The 13,905-nt window shown below is 70.5% G+C and carries 15 protein-coding genes and 1 pseudogene; 7 read left to right on the top strand and 9 right to left on the bottom strand.

Annotation, left to right across the window (positions count from 1 at the left end):
* Positions 1 to 280 (bottom strand): annotated as a pseudogene (locus ACFPZ3_RS58890) (sensor histidine kinase); the annotation flags it as partial.
* 131 nt (positions 281 to 411) lie between these two features.
* On the opposite strand from ACFPZ3_RS58890, the gene ACFPZ3_RS58885 reads away from it, so the two are divergent.
* Positions 412 to 858 carry a DUF6069 family protein gene (locus tag ACFPZ3_RS58885; protein ID WP_379523191.1) on the top strand — a complete coding sequence of 149 codons (447 nt, stop codon included), beginning with the start codon at positions 412 to 414 and terminating at the stop codon, positions 856 to 858.
* 8 nt (positions 859 to 866) lie between these two features.
* Here ACFPZ3_RS58885 and ACFPZ3_RS58880 read toward each other — a convergent pair whose 3' ends face one another.
* From ACFPZ3_RS58880 to sigJ, 4 genes are all read right to left on the bottom strand, one after another.
* Positions 867 to 2,210, bottom strand: coding sequence for an MFS transporter (locus ACFPZ3_RS58880; protein ID WP_379523190.1), 1,344 nt, complete (start codon positions 2,208 to 2,210; stop codon positions 867 to 869).
* Positions 2,207 to 2,971 carry a helix-turn-helix domain-containing protein gene (locus ACFPZ3_RS58875; RefSeq protein ID WP_379523189.1) on the bottom strand — a complete coding sequence of 255 codons (765 nt, stop codon included), beginning with the start codon at positions 2,969 to 2,971 and terminating at the stop codon, positions 2,207 to 2,209. Before ACFPZ3_RS58875 ends, ACFPZ3_RS58880 begins: the two co-directional genes overlap by 4 nt.
* On the bottom strand, positions 2,968 to 3,831 hold the full coding sequence (locus ACFPZ3_RS58870) for a cytochrome P450 (protein WP_379523188.1): 864 nt from the start codon (positions 3,829 to 3,831) through the stop codon (positions 2,968 to 2,970). The genes ACFPZ3_RS58875 and ACFPZ3_RS58870 overlap by 4 nt, the downstream gene beginning before the upstream one ends.
* 136 nt (positions 3,832 to 3,967) lie before the next feature.
* Positions 3,968 to 4,936, bottom strand: coding sequence for an RNA polymerase sigma factor SigJ (gene sigJ, locus ACFPZ3_RS58865; RefSeq protein WP_379523187.1), 969 nt, complete (start codon positions 4,934 to 4,936; stop codon positions 3,968 to 3,970).
* 225 nt (positions 4,937 to 5,161) lie between these two features.
* Here sigJ and ACFPZ3_RS58860 point away from each other — a divergent pair, with 225 nt between their 5' ends.
* Complete coding sequence (locus ACFPZ3_RS58860) at positions 5,162 to 6,349, top strand: NAD(P)/FAD-dependent oxidoreductase (protein WP_379523186.1); 1,188 nt, start codon at positions 5,162 to 5,164, stop codon at positions 6,347 to 6,349.
* Positions 6,350 to 6,466: 117 nt separating this feature from the next.
* Here the strand turns inward: ACFPZ3_RS58860 and ACFPZ3_RS58855 are convergent, their stop codons facing one another.
* Complete coding sequence (locus ACFPZ3_RS58855; protein WP_379523185.1) at positions 6,467 to 7,204, bottom strand: SDR family oxidoreductase; 738 nt, start codon at positions 7,202 to 7,204, stop codon at positions 6,467 to 6,469.
* A gap of 92 nt (positions 7,205 to 7,296) precedes the next feature.
* On the opposite strand from ACFPZ3_RS58855, the gene ACFPZ3_RS58850 reads away from it, so the two are divergent.
* Positions 7,297 to 8,160, top strand: a complete 864-nt coding sequence (locus tag ACFPZ3_RS58850; RefSeq protein ID WP_379523184.1) for a LysR family transcriptional regulator — start codon at positions 7,297 to 7,299, stop codon at positions 8,158 to 8,160.
* Between the two features lie 134 nt (positions 8,161 to 8,294).
* Here the strand turns inward: ACFPZ3_RS58850 and ACFPZ3_RS58845 are convergent, their stop codons facing one another.
* Positions 8,295 to 8,741: a hypothetical protein gene (locus ACFPZ3_RS58845; RefSeq protein WP_379523183.1), complete on the bottom strand. Its 447-nt coding sequence runs from the start codon at positions 8,739 to 8,741 to the stop codon at positions 8,295 to 8,297.
* Between the two features lie 334 nt (positions 8,742 to 9,075).
* Here ACFPZ3_RS58845 and ACFPZ3_RS58840 point away from each other — a divergent pair, with 334 nt between their 5' ends.
* The 4 genes from ACFPZ3_RS58840 to ACFPZ3_RS58825 all read left to right on the top strand — a co-directional run bounded on the left by ACFPZ3_RS58840 (position 9,076) and on the right by ACFPZ3_RS58825 (position 12,310).
* Complete coding sequence (locus ACFPZ3_RS58840; protein ID WP_379523259.1) at positions 9,076 to 10,017, top strand: LysR family transcriptional regulator; 942 nt, start codon at positions 9,076 to 9,078, stop codon at positions 10,015 to 10,017.
* 363 nt (positions 10,018 to 10,380) lie between these two features.
* Positions 10,381 to 10,827 (top strand): DUF2690 domain-containing protein, encoded by a 447-nt coding sequence (locus ACFPZ3_RS58835; protein ID WP_379523182.1) that lies wholly within the window; start codon positions 10,381 to 10,383, stop codon positions 10,825 to 10,827.
* Positions 10,828 to 10,983: 156 nt separating this feature from the next.
* On the top strand, positions 10,984 to 11,139 hold the full coding sequence (locus ACFPZ3_RS58830) for a hypothetical protein (RefSeq protein WP_379523181.1): 156 nt from the start codon (positions 10,984 to 10,986) through the stop codon (positions 11,137 to 11,139).
* Entirely contained in the window at positions 11,129 to 12,310 is a 1,182-nt protein-coding gene (locus tag ACFPZ3_RS58825; protein ID WP_379523180.1) for a DUF6351 family protein, read from the top strand. The genes ACFPZ3_RS58830 and ACFPZ3_RS58825 overlap by 11 nt, the downstream gene beginning before the upstream one ends.
* A gap of 68 nt (positions 12,311 to 12,378) precedes the next feature.
* Here ACFPZ3_RS58825 and ACFPZ3_RS58820 read toward each other — a convergent pair whose 3' ends face one another.
* Together ACFPZ3_RS58820 and ACFPZ3_RS58815 are read right to left on the bottom strand one after the other, a co-directional pair.
* Entirely contained in the window at positions 12,379 to 12,600 is a 222-nt protein-coding gene (locus ACFPZ3_RS58820; RefSeq protein WP_379523179.1) for a LysR family transcriptional regulator, read from the bottom strand.
* A gap of 94 nt (positions 12,601 to 12,694) precedes the next feature.
* Complete coding sequence (locus ACFPZ3_RS58815; protein ID WP_379523178.1) at positions 12,695 to 13,903, bottom strand: PucR family transcriptional regulator; 1,209 nt, start codon at positions 13,901 to 13,903, stop codon at positions 12,695 to 12,697.
* Between the last annotated feature and the right edge of the window lie 2 nt (positions 13,904 to 13,905).

Genomic DNA, 13,905 nt, shown 5'->3' with positions numbered 1-13,905 from the left:
CGACGGGCAGGCGCCTGCGCTGGGCCACCTGGAGCGCCCCCGTCGTCGCCGCCGGCGTGGCCACCGGGGAGAGCGTGGCCAGGAGGGTGGCGGCCAGCGCTCCGGAGGCCGGCCAGCGCAGCTGGGCGAGCGCGGCGACCAGGCTCACCGCCGCGACCGCCACGTCCAGCCCCCACGTGGGCCGGCCGGCCAGGCCCCACAGCGTCACGGCGTTCAGCGCGCCCACCGCGAGGACCACGCCGGCCACCGCGAGCGGGTACGGGGGTCGGACCTTGCTCACCGAGCCAGGGTAGTCGCCGGTACGGCTGAGCCATCACCTACCAAAGTCGGACCCGTACCCCACCGGAGGAGGACAGGGCGCGACCGTGCGCCCGATGCGGCGGACCGGGCCTGCGGGCGAGGCTGGCCGGCATGAACACCTCCATCAGAAGACTTCTGCTCACCGTGATCGGCGCGCCCGCGGCCGCCCTGGCCGTCTGGGCCCTGGCGGTGCCGGTGGCCGGGACGGCGCTGACCGTGCGGATGGGAGACGGCACGCAATCGGTGGGGCCGGTGCCGGTCGTGGTGGCGAGCCTGCTGGCGGGGCTGGCGGGCTGGGCGCTGCTGGCCGTTCTGGAGCGATTCGTGTCCCGGCCCGGCCGGATCTGGACGATCGTCGCCCTGGTCGTGCTCGCCCTGTCCCTGCTCGGCCCGGTCGGCAGCGGCGTCGGCACCGTCGCGACGCTGGTGCTGGTCCTGTTGCACCTGGTCGTCGGCGCCGTCCTCGTTCCTGGGCTGGCGCGGTCTGCGGGTGCGGGGCTTCGCGCGGACCACGGAACGGCTGCCGACGTGAGAACACCTCCGCGCTCCTTCCTCTGATCCGTCGGTCAGATTCCCCGCCCCTCAGAGGGCGGCACCGTGGTGTGCTGGGGTACTCCCGTGGCGGTCGCAGACGCGGGTTCGCCGCGGTGGATCCACAGGAGGGCTCCTGCCAGCAATACGGTGCCTCCCAGCAGCCAGGGAATCGGGCCGGGCGGCAGGACACCGATGAGCAGGCCGGTGAGGGCGCCGGCCAGTTGCAGAGCCAGAGACTGGACGGATAAGGCGGTAGCGCGGCCGGCGCTTGTGACACGGCGGTGCAGGAGATCGTTCTCGCTCGGGCTCGCGGAGCCGCGGCCGAGATACACCAGGCCGTAGCCGATGGCCGCGAGGGCCGTCGCGGGTGCGCCGGTGAAGGCCGCGGTGGCGCCGAGGAGCAGCAGGCCGCCGGCGCTGGTCCCAAGACTTGCCTGGACCGCGCGCTCGCCGCTGCCTGCCAGGCGTGCGATGAGCGGTGCGAGGTGGCTCCCGAGGCCCGAGCAGAGGAAACCGGCGCAAGCGAGCGAGGCGAAGACCACCGCGCCTGACTCGGGCGCGCCGGTCAGGGTCGCGACGCGGCCCGGTGTGAGCAGTTCGATGGCGGCCAGGGCACCGCCGGCGGCCCCCGCGCTGAGGAGGATGCGGCGGACCAGCGCGTCGCGTGCGCCCAGACGGAGTCCGCCTGCGATGGTGACAGGGATACCTCGCAGTACGCCGCGCAGAGTGGCCGCCGGCCGGGGTCGCTCGCGCAGGGCTGCCAGGACGTACAGCACGAAGGCGATCTCGACGGCAGCGGCCAGCAGCAGCGGGGTCGACAGAGGAAGAACCAGGCCGGAGGTCGCTTCGCGCAGCCGCGTACCCACGTCGGGGCCGGTTGCCAGCAGCCAGGGCACGGCGCCGCCGAGCAGGGTGCCGGTGGCAAGGGCAGCCGAGGTCGCGGCCTTCCCCCGGGCCAGACCGGGGCGCAGGTCGGTGTCAGGGCCGGAGTGCGTATGGACGATGTCGACGTACCAGGCCTCGGCCGGCCCGCTGGACAGGGCTCGGCCCGCGCCCATGAGGGCCATGCCGCAGGTGAGCACCCAGGGTGCGGCGCCCAGAGCCAGAAGCATGAAAGCGGTCAGGTTCAGCACACCGGCGGCGGCCAGGACGGTTCGGCGGCCAAGGACGTCGGACAGCCCCCCTGTGGGCAGTTCCAGCGCGGCGGCGGTGAAAGAGTGCGCGGCGAAGAAGCCCGCGATGGCCACGAGGGACATGCCCCGTTCGGTGAAGAGCAGGATCAGGGGCGCGATGGTCAGACCGGCCGGGAACCAGAAGAGCACACAGGTTGTGACGTAGCGGCGACGTGCGGCGGGCGTGTTCAGCGGCTCGGTCACGATATGTCCCCGTCCGCAGGCTCCGGAAGGGGGGCGTCCGGATCCAGGGCGGGATCGTGCGGTGCGAGGGGCAGGCCGGCGATGAGGAGGACCACCTGCGCGGCGCGCGGGTCGTCCGCGTCGCGGGTGGTCAGTTCCGCTACTTTCCGATCGAGCACCTGCCGCAGCTCGGTGAGAGACTCGGGGGTCAGCCGGAGCAGCAGGTCGGATATATCCGATGGTTCCAGCCACTCTTGGCCGAGCCGCCCGGCGGTGATGTCGGCCTCATGCCGGGCGAGGGACGCCTCCAGGTGTTCGATCTGGCGCCTGCGTGCGAAGCTGACGAAGGCGCGGCTTTCCGGTGCGGCGTCCATCTCCTTGTTGCTCCAGGACGTCACCAGGTGCACCGCCCGCCAGCGGCGCTCTCGCCTGTCGCAGTGCTCGGCCTCGGCGACGAACGCATATTTCGCCAGAACCCGCAGGTGATAGCTGGTGGAAGCGGATGTCTGTCCGGTCCTGACCGCGAGTTCACTCGCGGTGGCAGGTCCGTCCTGCCGCAACAACCCGAGCAGCCGGATGCGCAAGGGGTGCGTGAGTGCCTTCAGCGCGGCGGCATCCTGCTCAGGGTCGAGAACGCGCTTGTGCTCTTCACTGGCCATGACCGCAGAGTAGATCCACCGACGTCTTTCCCAAAGTAATTTTGCAAAAATACTTTGGGAAAGTGCTGCCGCCGTCGCGCTGGCCCTGGCCTGGGCGTCAGCTCTCAGTACCGCCCAGGTCACCAGGTCACCCGCAGCGTGTGCAAGCCGTACACGGCGCTGGAGACCCGGAAGTCGGCCTGTTCGTCCGGGTCGGCGAGGGCGAGGGCGGGGAAGCGCCGGAGCAGGGCGGGGAAGGCGATGCGCATCTCCATTCGTGCCGGCGGCGCCCCGAGGCAGTGGTGTACGCCGTGGCCGAAGGCGACGTGGCCTGCGGCTCCCCTGGTGAGGTCGAGGGTGCCGGGATCGTCGATGAGGGCGGGGTCGCGGTTGGCGAGCGGAAGGGAGCAGAGGACGAGGGAGCCCGCGGGGATGGCATGACCGGCGATCTCCACGTCCGTCGTGGTCGTGCGGGGCGGCAGCTGCGCGATGGACAACCAGCGCAAGAGCTCCTCGACGGCGGGCTCGATCAGCGCCGGATCGTCATGGACCCTGGCGAGCTGGCCCGGGTGCCGCAGCAGGGCCAGGGTGCCCAGGCCGAGCATGTTCGAGGTCGTCTCGAAGCCGGCCAGCAGCAGGAGTACCGCGATGCCGATCAGCTCGTCGGTGCTGAGATCGTCGCCGTGCTCGCGCACCAGCATGCCGAGCAGGTCCTCGCCCGGGTCGGCCTGGGCGCGGTCGACCAGGTCGGCCATGTAGGCGCGCTCCTCCCGCCGTGCCGCGAGCCGCTGTTTCATCGGCAAGGAGGTGTCCAGCAGGCGGGTGGCGCGCTCCTGGAAGGCGGACCGGTCGGCGTACGGAACGCCCAGCAGCTCGCAGATCACCAGCGACGGCACCGGCAGCGCGAAGTGGGACACCAGGTCGGCGGGCTTGCCGGCCCGCTCCAGATCGTCCAGAACTCCCTGGACGATCTCGGTGATCCGCGGCTCAAGGCGGCGCATCATCTGTGAAGGCTTCTCCGCGTATTCAGACAAGTGACGTTGAACGTCTTGTGTGTTGCCGCTCCATCGCGGGTCGGGGGTTCCGGCGAACCCTTCGGTCAAGGAGCTCGAACCGAGCCCGTTCCACGCCCGGCTGAGATCACCCCTGCTGTTCCCGAGTCTCCTGGCGCTCTGGGCGTACCGCCCAGGGCCGGAGCTTGCCGGGGTTGCGTACACCCCAGATGTGCTTGATCCGGTCGCCCGCGACCTCGAACGCGTACACCGTCACGGTGACGCCATCTCGTTGCGCCACCAGGCCGGGCTGGCCGTTGACCGTACGCTCCAGGAGCGTCAGGCCGCGGAGCCTGCCGGCGATTTTGGCCAGGGAGCGCGCGATCTGCTCGGCGCCTTCGATCGGGTGGAGCATGGCACTGGCGAGGCCGCCGCTGTCGGCGATCACGGTGGCGTCGGGGTCGAGGAGGCCCATGAGGGCGTCGATGTCCTGGGCTTCCCAGGCCTGCTTGAAGTCCCTGATGATCTTGGCCTGCCGGGCCGCCGGCGTCGCGGGAGCCTGGGCGGCGCGGATGCGGCGCCGGGCGGAGGAGGCCAGCTTGCGGCAGGCCGCCGGGGTACGGCCGACGATCTCGGCGACTTCGGCGAAGGCGTACCGGAAGACGTCGTGCAGGATGAACGCGACGCGCTCGGCCGGGGTCATCGATTCCAGCACGACGAGGAAGGCCATGTTGACCGACTCGTCGAGGGTGACCCGGTCGGCCGGGTCGACGGTGAAGGCGTTCGGCCGCCCGCTGAACCACTCCGCAGGTTCGGGCAGCGGCTCGGGGATCCATTCGCCCACGTAGGTCTCCCGCCGGGCCCGTGCCGAGGAGAGCACGTTGAGGCAGATGCGGCTGGCCACCTTGGTCAGCCAGGCGCCGGGGGAATCGATGGCGTCCTGCTGCTGCGGGGACATGGCGTACCAGCGGGCGTAGGTCTCCTGGACGACATCCTCGGCGTCGGCCAGGGAGCCGAGCAGCCGATAGGCGAGATTGGTCAGCTGGCGCCGCTCGCCCATGATCGCGGCCAGGCCGGGATCGAGCCGGCCGCCTCCTGGCTCCGATGGGGTGGTCATGGTGTTGCCGCACATCCTTCGTTCGATCCGTCCTCACCAGTTCGACAAGACAGGGCGGTGAACTGTGAGGTCGGCGCGTCGCCTCACATTGCGGGGGGTTGTGTTGTCGGACTGGTGAGACACACAAGGTAGCCACCCCGGCCGGCACTCGGATCACTGCCGAGAACCACGTGATCGTCCCCGCGCCGGCAACCCCCTGCTGAGATCGAGAAGGGAAACCCCACCATGTCCACGCCCGGACACCACAAGGTCGTCGTCATCGGCGGCGGTTACGCCGGAACTCTCGCGGCCAACCATCTGCGGATACGCTCCGATATCGACATCACCCTGGTCAACCCCCGCCCGGAGTTCGTCGAACGCATCCGGCTGCACCAGCTCGTGGCCCGTACCGGCGAGGCCACGATTGACTACCGCACGCTGCTCGGCGAGGGGATCCAGCTGGTCGTCGACAGCGTCGCACGCATCGACAGCGCCTCCCGTACGGTGCGGCTGGCCTCGGGCCGCGCGCTGGACTACGACTACGTCATCTACGCGGTCGGCAGCACCGGGGCGATCCCGTCATCGGTGCCCGGCGCGGCCGAATTCGCCTTCGACATCGCTGAACTCGAATACGCGCGACGGCTGCGCGCCAGGCTGGAGGAGTTGCCCCTCGACGCTCCGGTCACCGTGGTCGGCGGGGGGCTGACCGGCATCGAGACGGCCGCCGAGCTGGCCGAACAAGGACGCGGGGTCACGCTGGTGTGTGGCAGGACCCTGGCGCCCTACCTGAGCGCGCCGGCTCGCCGATACGTCGCCAGGTGGCTGACCCGGCACGGTGTCGCCGTACTCGAGGCCGCCGTCGTGAACGAGGTCCGGCCGGACGCGGTCGTCCTGGCCGACGGTGGGGTGCGTGAGAGCGCAGTCACCATCTGGACGGCCGGTTTCGGTGTGCCGGAGTTGGCGGCGGCGAGCGGGCTGCGCACCGACGCGCTCGGCCGGCTGCTCACCGACGAGACGCTGACCAGCGTCGACGACGAGCGCATCGTCGCGGCCGGCGACGCCGCCGCCCCGTCGGGCCGACCGCTGCGGATGAGCGGCTACGCCGCCGGGCCGCTCGGGGCGCAGGCCGCCGACACCGTGCTGAGCCGCATCGCGGGGACCGAACCGGCGGTGATCAACCTGGCCTTCACGGGGGCGTGCGTCAGCCTCGGCCGGCACGCCGGCATCCGGCAGCTCGCCCGCAAGGACGACACCGCGGTGAACGTCTACATCGGCGGCCGCATGGGTGCGGTGATCAAGGAGGTGACCTGCAAGTTCGTAGTGTCGAAGAGGATCCGCCGCGAGGCTGTCAAGCCGGGTTCCATGGGCTGGCCCAAGGGCGGCCCGCGTCCCGAGCAGCCGGCCTCCGCGGCGCGGGTGGTCCCGTCTCCGTGACGAACGCCCGCGCGGGTGATCCCGTCCCCGTGACGAACGCCCGCGCGGGTGATCCCGATCCCGTCCCCGTGGCGAAGCACTTATCCGTGGCGACGGTGCGTCAGGGGCGCGGCGGGGTCACCAGGGGATGACGCCGTCGTCCTCGAAGAACGAACCGGTCGGGCCGCCGTCGGGGAGCGTGGCGAGCCGGATCGCCGTGGCCGCGCCCTGCTCAGGGGTGCGGGGCCCGTGGAAGCCGGTGAAGTCGGTCGCGACCAGGCCCGGGCAGGCGGCGTTGATCAGGATGTTCGTACCCGCGAACTGCCGGGCGTACTGCACGGTGACGGCGTTGAGGAACGACTTCGACGGTGAGTAGGCCGCCATGATGGGGCCGATCTCGATGTCCGGATCCGCCTGCCGGGTCAGGGAGCCGACGCTGCTGGAGACGTTCACGATGCGGGGCGACGCCGAGCGCCGCAGCAGCGGCAGCATCGTGTTGGTCACCCGGATGACACCGATGACGTTGGTCTCCACGACCGTGCGGACCATGTCGAGGTCGAGCGTGGTCGGGTCCTGCTCCCACCCCGGACCCGTCTCTCCCGAGATGCCGGCGTTGTTGACCAGGACGTCCAGGCGCCCGGCCTGCCGGTCGATCAGTTCCGCGGCATCGGTGACGCTCTGGGCGCTGGTCACGTCCAGCGGCACCCCGAACGCGTCCACCCCGGCGGCGCGCAGCTTCTCGACGGCGGTCTCGCGCCGGGCCTCATCGCGGGCTCCCACGCCCACGCGGTAGCCGAGGGCGCCCAGCCCGGTCGCAATTTCGTATCCGATTCCCTTGTTCGCGCCGGTCACCAGCGCGATCTTCGTTTCGCTCATACCGTTGATGGTCGCGCTCGGACGAGCGGTGCCTCCAACACCGATACGGTGCCCTGTCATACCCGGTAGGTATCACTGGGTATGCTGTGGCCGTGGACACCTTGGAGACGCGCGAGTTGAGATACTTCATGGCCGTCGCCGAGGAACTGCACTTCGGCCGCGCCGCCGAGCGCCTCGGCATGGCCCAGCCGCCGCTGTCCCGGGCGATCCAGCAGCTCGAGCGGCGCCTCGGCGTCTCTCTGCTGGAACGTAACCGCCGCGGCGTCTCCCTGACCGGCGCCGGAGAGGTGCTGCTGCACGAGGGCCGCGCAGCCCTCGACGCGACCACCGCCGCCGCTCGCCGCACCCGTCGCGCCGGTGGCGCTGACAGTCCGGACGGTTCCCGCAATCGCCTGGTGCTGGCGGTGAAGGCCGCCGGCTCTCACGAGCTGCTGCGAAAACTGCTCGACGCCCACGCGGCCGAGCCCGATGCCGCCGAGATCGAGGTGCTGCCGTGCGGCCTCTGCGAGCAGGAAGGGATGCTGCGCGATGGCCGCGCCGACGTGGCGCTCATGCACGCGCCGTTCAACTCCCTCGCCGGGTTCGACAGCGAGGAACTGCTGACCGAGGGGCAGGTCGCCGTCCTGCCCGCCAGACATCCCCTCGCCGCCCGCACGACTCTGTCCGTGGCCGAGGTCAGCGACATCCCCGATCTTCCACTCGCCCGCTGGCCCAGCCACGGCGTCTACTCCCCCGGTCCGGGCCCCGAGATCCACGACCAGACGCAGCTGGCCCAGCTGATCGCCCTCGGACGCACCGTGGCCGTCTTCCCCGACTCCGCCCGCGCCTGGCTGTGGGCCGAGCACGCCGCCGTCCCCCTGACCGACGCACCCCCGGTCGTCACCCACATCGCCTGGCCCCCGCACAGCCGCTCCCTCGCCCTCGCCAGGCTGATCCGCACGGCCGCCCAGCTCTGACCCTCCCATGCCTTTCATGCTGGAACGCGCGATTTTCGCGCCGCCGGCACACGACGCAGGTGACCTTCACCGTAGATCACGATGTATTCGCGACGGATGTCCACCGCAAGTGATCGTAAGCGAACGTCACGGTCTTACGCGGTTGTGGGCCAGAACGTCAGCTTCAGCAGGGTGAAGCTGACGATGTCCGGCGTGAACTCGTCGTGCCCGAGGGATTTCCGATTGATTGCGACATTCCAGATGGTGTCTCTCCGGCCGAGGTCGAATACTGCGCCGTATGACGTTCCGCCGGAATAGCCGCTGACGGCAACGACCTTTCCTGAGGTCAGGACCACACTTCCGGTCCAGGTCCTGTCCCAGGAGGCGAGCAGGGGAGGCGGCCCGTCCCAGAGCTCGTATTTGAGGAGGCATCGCTCACTGTCGTCCTCGTTGATGGAAATCCCGTTATCGACAGTGGTGACCCACTCTTCCGGGCCGGCATGGATGTCCGCGAGCATCCATTCCAGATCGGGGTCCACGACACCTTCCAGATACTTCTGTATCTCACGTTTATCGAGCATTTCGCTGATGATTCTCGCCATGGGACGTCCTGATATTCGCTGTGTCGCGGTGCAGCCCGGATCAAGCATTACAGGTCTATCCAGAACTTGCCGGAGTTTATCATTCGACGGATATGCCCTGCGGCAGCCGCAGGCTTCTCGGCGGTGACGATTGCCGAGGCACGGGCTGCCTCAGACGCCCATCGCCACGAGGCGGCGGGAAGGACGGTGGCGTCGTCAGGCGACGATCAGCGAAGTGCTTCGGCGCCAGGGGACAACCACCCGTTGATTTGGGAGATCAGAATGCGCAACCCATTGGCTCATCAAACAACCGGCTGACCGACGCTACACAACTGTTGGTTGTGCGCTAGGGTCGATTCCCGTGGATCTTGATGCTGTGCGCACGTTCGTCGCCATCGTGGACACCGGCCAGTTCCAGCACGCCGCCGCAGATCTGTCGCTCACCCAGCAGGCCGTCTCCAAGCGCATCGCCGGACTGGAGAAGAACCTGGCGGTGCGGCTGTTCACCCGCACGGCGCACGGGGCCCAGCTCACCATCGACGGGCAGGCGTTCCTCCCCCACGCGCGCGAGCTGCTGCGCGTCGCCGAGCGCGCGGTCGCGTCCGTGCTCCCCGGCAGCCGTCCGCTGCGCGTCGATGTGATCGCCTCACGCAGCGCGGCCTCGGGCCTGATGCGCGCCTTCCACCGCGCGCACCCCGAGATCGAGCTCGACGTGGTGATGCTGTTCGATGTCGAGACGGCCGTCGCCGCCATTGGGTCCGGTACGATCGACGCTTCCTTCCGCGCCGTCGCCGTGCCCGGCCGGCCCCTTCCCCAGGACATCGAGTCCGTCCGGGTGCTCGACGAGCCGCTCCAGCTCCTCACCGGGCCCGCCCATGCGCTGGCGGGCGCCCGGTCGGTGACCGTCGCCCAGCTCACCGGGCACCGGATCTGGATGCCCGGCATCGTCCCCGGCACCGAGTGGGCCGCCTACTACGACGATCTCGTCGCCGAGTTCGGCCTCACCATCGAGGCGACCGGCCCCAACTTCGGCTCCGACGCGCTACTCGACACCATCGCCGACACCCCGGCCCTGGCCACGTTCATGAGCGAGCAGACCCGCCTGGTCTGGCCCGCCGGCCACGGCCTGCGCCGCATCCCGGTGACCGACCCGACGCCCGTCTACCCGCACTCGCTCCTGTGCCGCCGCGACAACCCCCACCCAGGGCTGGCCACCCTCCGCGCCCACCTCGCCACCACGGCGACCAGCCACGACGCCGCCGGGACTTGGGCGCCGAGCTGGGTGATTCCGCGCTGAAACGCCGCCGCGCCTGCGATCATCGCAGCCGGGTCTTTGAGGTGTGGGGAATTGATCTGAGCGAGCGCCTTTACATTGTAGATTCCAAGCGGCCGTGGCTCCATTGTCCAACCGAACGCCTGGACAATGTTTGGACGAATATCCGGCAGATGTTCGTTGCCCGCCGCCCGGGGACCCCGGCATAGTCGGACCCGTTCCCGCTTTCATCGCGACATCCCAGCCCCGATGCGCTGAGCCGGGGCGTTTCACATCCGGCGGCGCCGGTATCCCGGTCAACCACCGGCGGCACGCACCCTGGGCGACGCGGAGGGCTTCGGCCGTCTTCGTACGCCCGAACCTCTACGACAAGGAGTTCGGTTCGACATGAAGATCCACGTAGCAGCCATTGCGGTGTCCGTGACGGCGATCTCGACGCTCCTGCTGACCACAGGACCGGCGAGCGCCCACACCTACGACGGGAAAGACCCGTACAAGACCGGGTGCGCCCGCACCAAGGTGTACACCGGGAAACACGCCTACCTGGAGAACGAGATCGGTGAGAGCCTGGGCGCGATCCGGCTGTACTACTCCCGTCGCTGCGGCACCAACTGGGGCGAGGTGACAGTGTCCAAGAAGGGATCCGGCCAGATCACGGTCTTCACCAGCTCCAAGAGGCGATCCTTCAGCTACCGCGCCGGGAACGGCGGGCACCATTGGGGCGACATGGTCTACGCGCCCAGCGGCGTGTGCGCCCAGGCCACGGGCAGCGTGTCGCTCGGGATCGGCCGCGTCAACAGGGGCAGCGGCACCACGGGCAAGGCCTGCGGCTGAGGCGGAACCACTCCGACCGGGCAGGCCCGGTGCGGCGAGGGCTGAGCGAGGGAGACGCGCGCTCAGCCCTCGCCGCGTCTCTCCTCCGGGGGGGGCGAGCGTCATATCGTCATGGTCATGCACCCCCGAAGCGCCCGAGAAGAAAGGTGACGGCCGATGCGTTCTCCCCTCGCGGTCGTTCTGGCCACCGCGTTATGCGCGATCCTGCCCGTGCCCGCCGCGGGAGCGGCCGCCGACGTCCCCGGCGACCAGCCCTTACCGGGCTACACGATCGACAACGCACCCCTGACCCCGGCCATCGTTGCGCGGTAAGCCGAGCCGGGTCCACCAGGGCGTTCACGAGCACGCGGCCTTCGACATCGAGGTGCCGCCGCGCTGGAACGGCGACCTGGTGATGTGGGCGCACGGCTACCGTGGCGACACGCGGGTGCTCACCGTGGACGAGCCCGCGTACGGCCTGCGGCAGCGCCTGCTGGAACAGGGATACGCCTGGGCCGCCTCCTCCTACTACGCCAACGACTACGACGTGCGGGCGGGCGTGCTCAGCACCCGCGGCCTCGTCGAACGCTTCGCGAAGACGGTGGGCCGGCCGCACCGGACGTACATCACCGGTGTGTCCATGGGCGGTCACGTCACGGCCCGCTCCATCGAGCAGTACCCCGGCCTGTACGCCGCCGCGCTGCCCATGTGCGGGGTGCTCGGTGACCACGAGTTGTTCGACTTCTTCCTCGACTTCCAACTCCTCGCGCAGGACCTGGCCGACGTGCCCGCCTATCCGATCCCGGCGGACTACGCGACCTCGATCGTCCCTCGGATCAAGGAGCGGCTGGGACTGACCGGCGGGACTGATCCGACCGGTGAGCTCGGCAGGCAGTTCCGCTCCATCGTCGTCAACCTCGGCGGCGGGGAGCGTCCCGGAGCCGCGGCGGCGTTCGCGTACTGGCAGGACTTCCTGTTCGGGCTGGCCGGGCCCGACGCGGGCGGCACCCTGGCGCAGGAGCCTGGCAGGGTGGCGACCAACCGCGGCACCGTCTACCGCCCCGCCACGCCGGTGAATGTCAACGCGAGCGTGCAGCGGGTCGATCCGGCCGACCCGGAGGCGCGCCAGACGCGGCGGCTGACCGAGGTGCCCAGCGTCTCGGGCAAGATCGGCGTACCCGTGTTGTCGCTGCACAACCTGGGTGACAACTTCGTGCCGTTCTCGATGGAGCAGTACTACCGGGCCGACGTCGCCCACCAGGGCCGTTCCCAGCTGCTGGTGCAGCGGGCGATCCGGGCGGCGGGGCACTGCGAGTTCAGCTCCGCCGAGGCCGGCGCGGCCTGGGATGACCTCGTACGGTGGCAGCGCACGGGAAAGCGGCCCGCGGGCGACAACGTGACCAGCCCCGCCACGCTGGCCGACCCCGCCTACGGCTGCCGCTTCACCGACGCGTCGGCCTACGCCACCGGCACCCGGCCGCTGTACTCACCCTGCCCCGCCTGATCGACCAGAGGCGATCACCCCGGAGAAGCTGCTCTCCTGACCCGATCCCGCGACGCGCCAGGGGCGGGTCAGGCGTCGCGGAGGAGAAGGTTCTTCGCGGACTCCACGAAGTGGGCGACGAGCGGGTTGCGGTCGCCGGCCCGGCTCAGGGACGGCTGGGCCAGGTGCAGCGCGGCGGCCGCGCGGGCGAAGTTCAGGTGCTCAGCCACGACCGTGAAGGAACGCACCAGCCGCAGGTCGAGATCGACAGCGGGCTCGGCGGGTGGCGGTGACACGCCTGCATCGGACACGTCACCATTTATCCGTTATGCGGATCCTGCATGACGGGGTACGAATCCGCGTCAACGCGGTCGGCCCCGGGCCGATCGGTTCGCACCGCCGGCCTCATCCGGGAGGCGGCGCGTCAGCCGGCTCGGTGATCATGAGTTCGTCGGCACGCAAGGCGAGCAGGACGTCAGGGCGCACCAGGTCGGCCGGCTGCTCGGCGCCCAGGAGCTGCAGGATGCGGCGCAGCCGGTAGCCGACGGTGTTCTCGTGGACCGACAGCTCGTGGGCGGTGGCGCGCGTGGACAGCCCGTTGGCCAGATGCACCCGCAAGGTCGTCACCAGCGCCGGGTTGCTCCGCAGCGGGCCGAGGATCGTCTCGGTGAGCCGCGTGGCGTCCAGCGGGTTGCCGATCAGCAGCACCTCGGGGATGACGCGCTCGAACGGGACGACCGCCCGGTCGGCCCCCATCCGCAGGCCGGCCTCCAGCGCGGACAGCGCCTCCCGGCACGAGGCGCCGACCTCGCCCAGCCGCGGCCGCGGCTGCCCCAGGCCGATGACGAGTCCCGCCGGCAGGCCCGGCCGTGCCGCCGCCCGCCCGAGCAGGTCCACGATCCCGTCGATGTCGGCCAGCACGAGGAGCAGCGCGGAGCCCATGCCTCCGACGAGCAGCCGGCTCCGCAACCTCGGCCGGATCGCGTCCACGATGATGCGCTGGGCGCCGGCGAGCGCGAGCGGTGACGCTCCCCCGGGCAGGTCGATCGCGACCCCGCGGTGCGGCTGCTGCGCCTGCACGCCGACCAGCCGCGCCCGTTCCTCGACGTCAGCGGGGTCGAGCGGTTCCCCACCGGCCAGCCGCGACACCAGATCGGTGGCGATCTGGTCGAGGTGGCCGGCCGACTCGGTGCGTGTCGCCCGGTACGCGTCCAGAGTCGCCTCGATCATGGCGTCGGTGACCGCGGCCAGCCGGCGCGAGAGGTCCATCAGACCGATGGTGTCCAGCGGGGGGCCGGCCGCGGCGAACCGTTCGAGCAGGTCGCGCTCGGCGGCGTGCCAGGACGCGACCACGCCCTCCACCGGCACGCCCTGGATCGCGCGCCGTTCGCCGAGCGCGGTGGCGGGCGCCAGCTCCTCCCCCTGCGGGGTGCGGCGTTCGGCCACGACCGTGATCAGCGTCCGCACGTTCCGCGCGACCACGTCGGCCAGGTCGGCGACGTCCATCCGCGCGTCGTCGTAACCGGGCAGCTGCTCCCAGACCGCGGCCACCCGCGACGCCGCAATATCGTCGAGCTGAGTGAGGAGGATCCGGGCTCGTTGTGTGAAATCCACAA

The sequence above is a fragment of the Nonomuraea insulae genome, assembly GCF_042656245.1.
Note: the sequence above shows the minus strand (reverse complement) of the source record. Positions and strands in the feature narration are given on the sequence as shown.

Bases quoted from the DNA above. Each gene is read 5' to 3' on its own strand.
- ACFPZ3_RS58870 (WP_379523188.1), bottom strand. From the start codon at position 3,831: ATGATGCGCCGCCTTGAGCCGCGGATCACCGAGATCGTCCAGGGAGTT.
- ACFPZ3_RS58830 (WP_379523181.1), top strand. From the start codon at position 10,984: ATGCGTTCTCCCCTCGCGGTCGTTCTGGCCACCGCGTTATGCGCGATC.
- ACFPZ3_RS58860 (WP_379523186.1), top strand. From the start codon at position 5,162: ATGTCCACGCCCGGACACCACAAGGTCGTCGTCATCGGCGGCGGTTAC.
- sigJ (WP_379523187.1), bottom strand. From the start codon at position 4,936: ATGACCACCCCATCGGAGCCAGGAGGCGGCCGGCTCGATCCCGGCCTG.
- ACFPZ3_RS58835 (WP_379523182.1), top strand. From the start codon at position 10,381: ATGAAGATCCACGTAGCAGCCATTGCGGTGTCCGTGACGGCGATCTCG.
- ACFPZ3_RS58855 (WP_379523185.1), bottom strand. From the start codon at position 7,204: ATGAGCGAAACGAAGATCGCGCTGGTGACCGGCGCGAACAAGGGAATC.
- ACFPZ3_RS58845 (WP_379523183.1), bottom strand. From the start codon at position 8,741: ATGGCGAGAATCATCAGCGAAATGCTCGATAAACGTGAGATACAGAAG.
- ACFPZ3_RS58885 (WP_379523191.1), top strand. From the start codon at position 412: ATGAACACCTCCATCAGAAGACTTCTGCTCACCGTGATCGGCGCGCCC.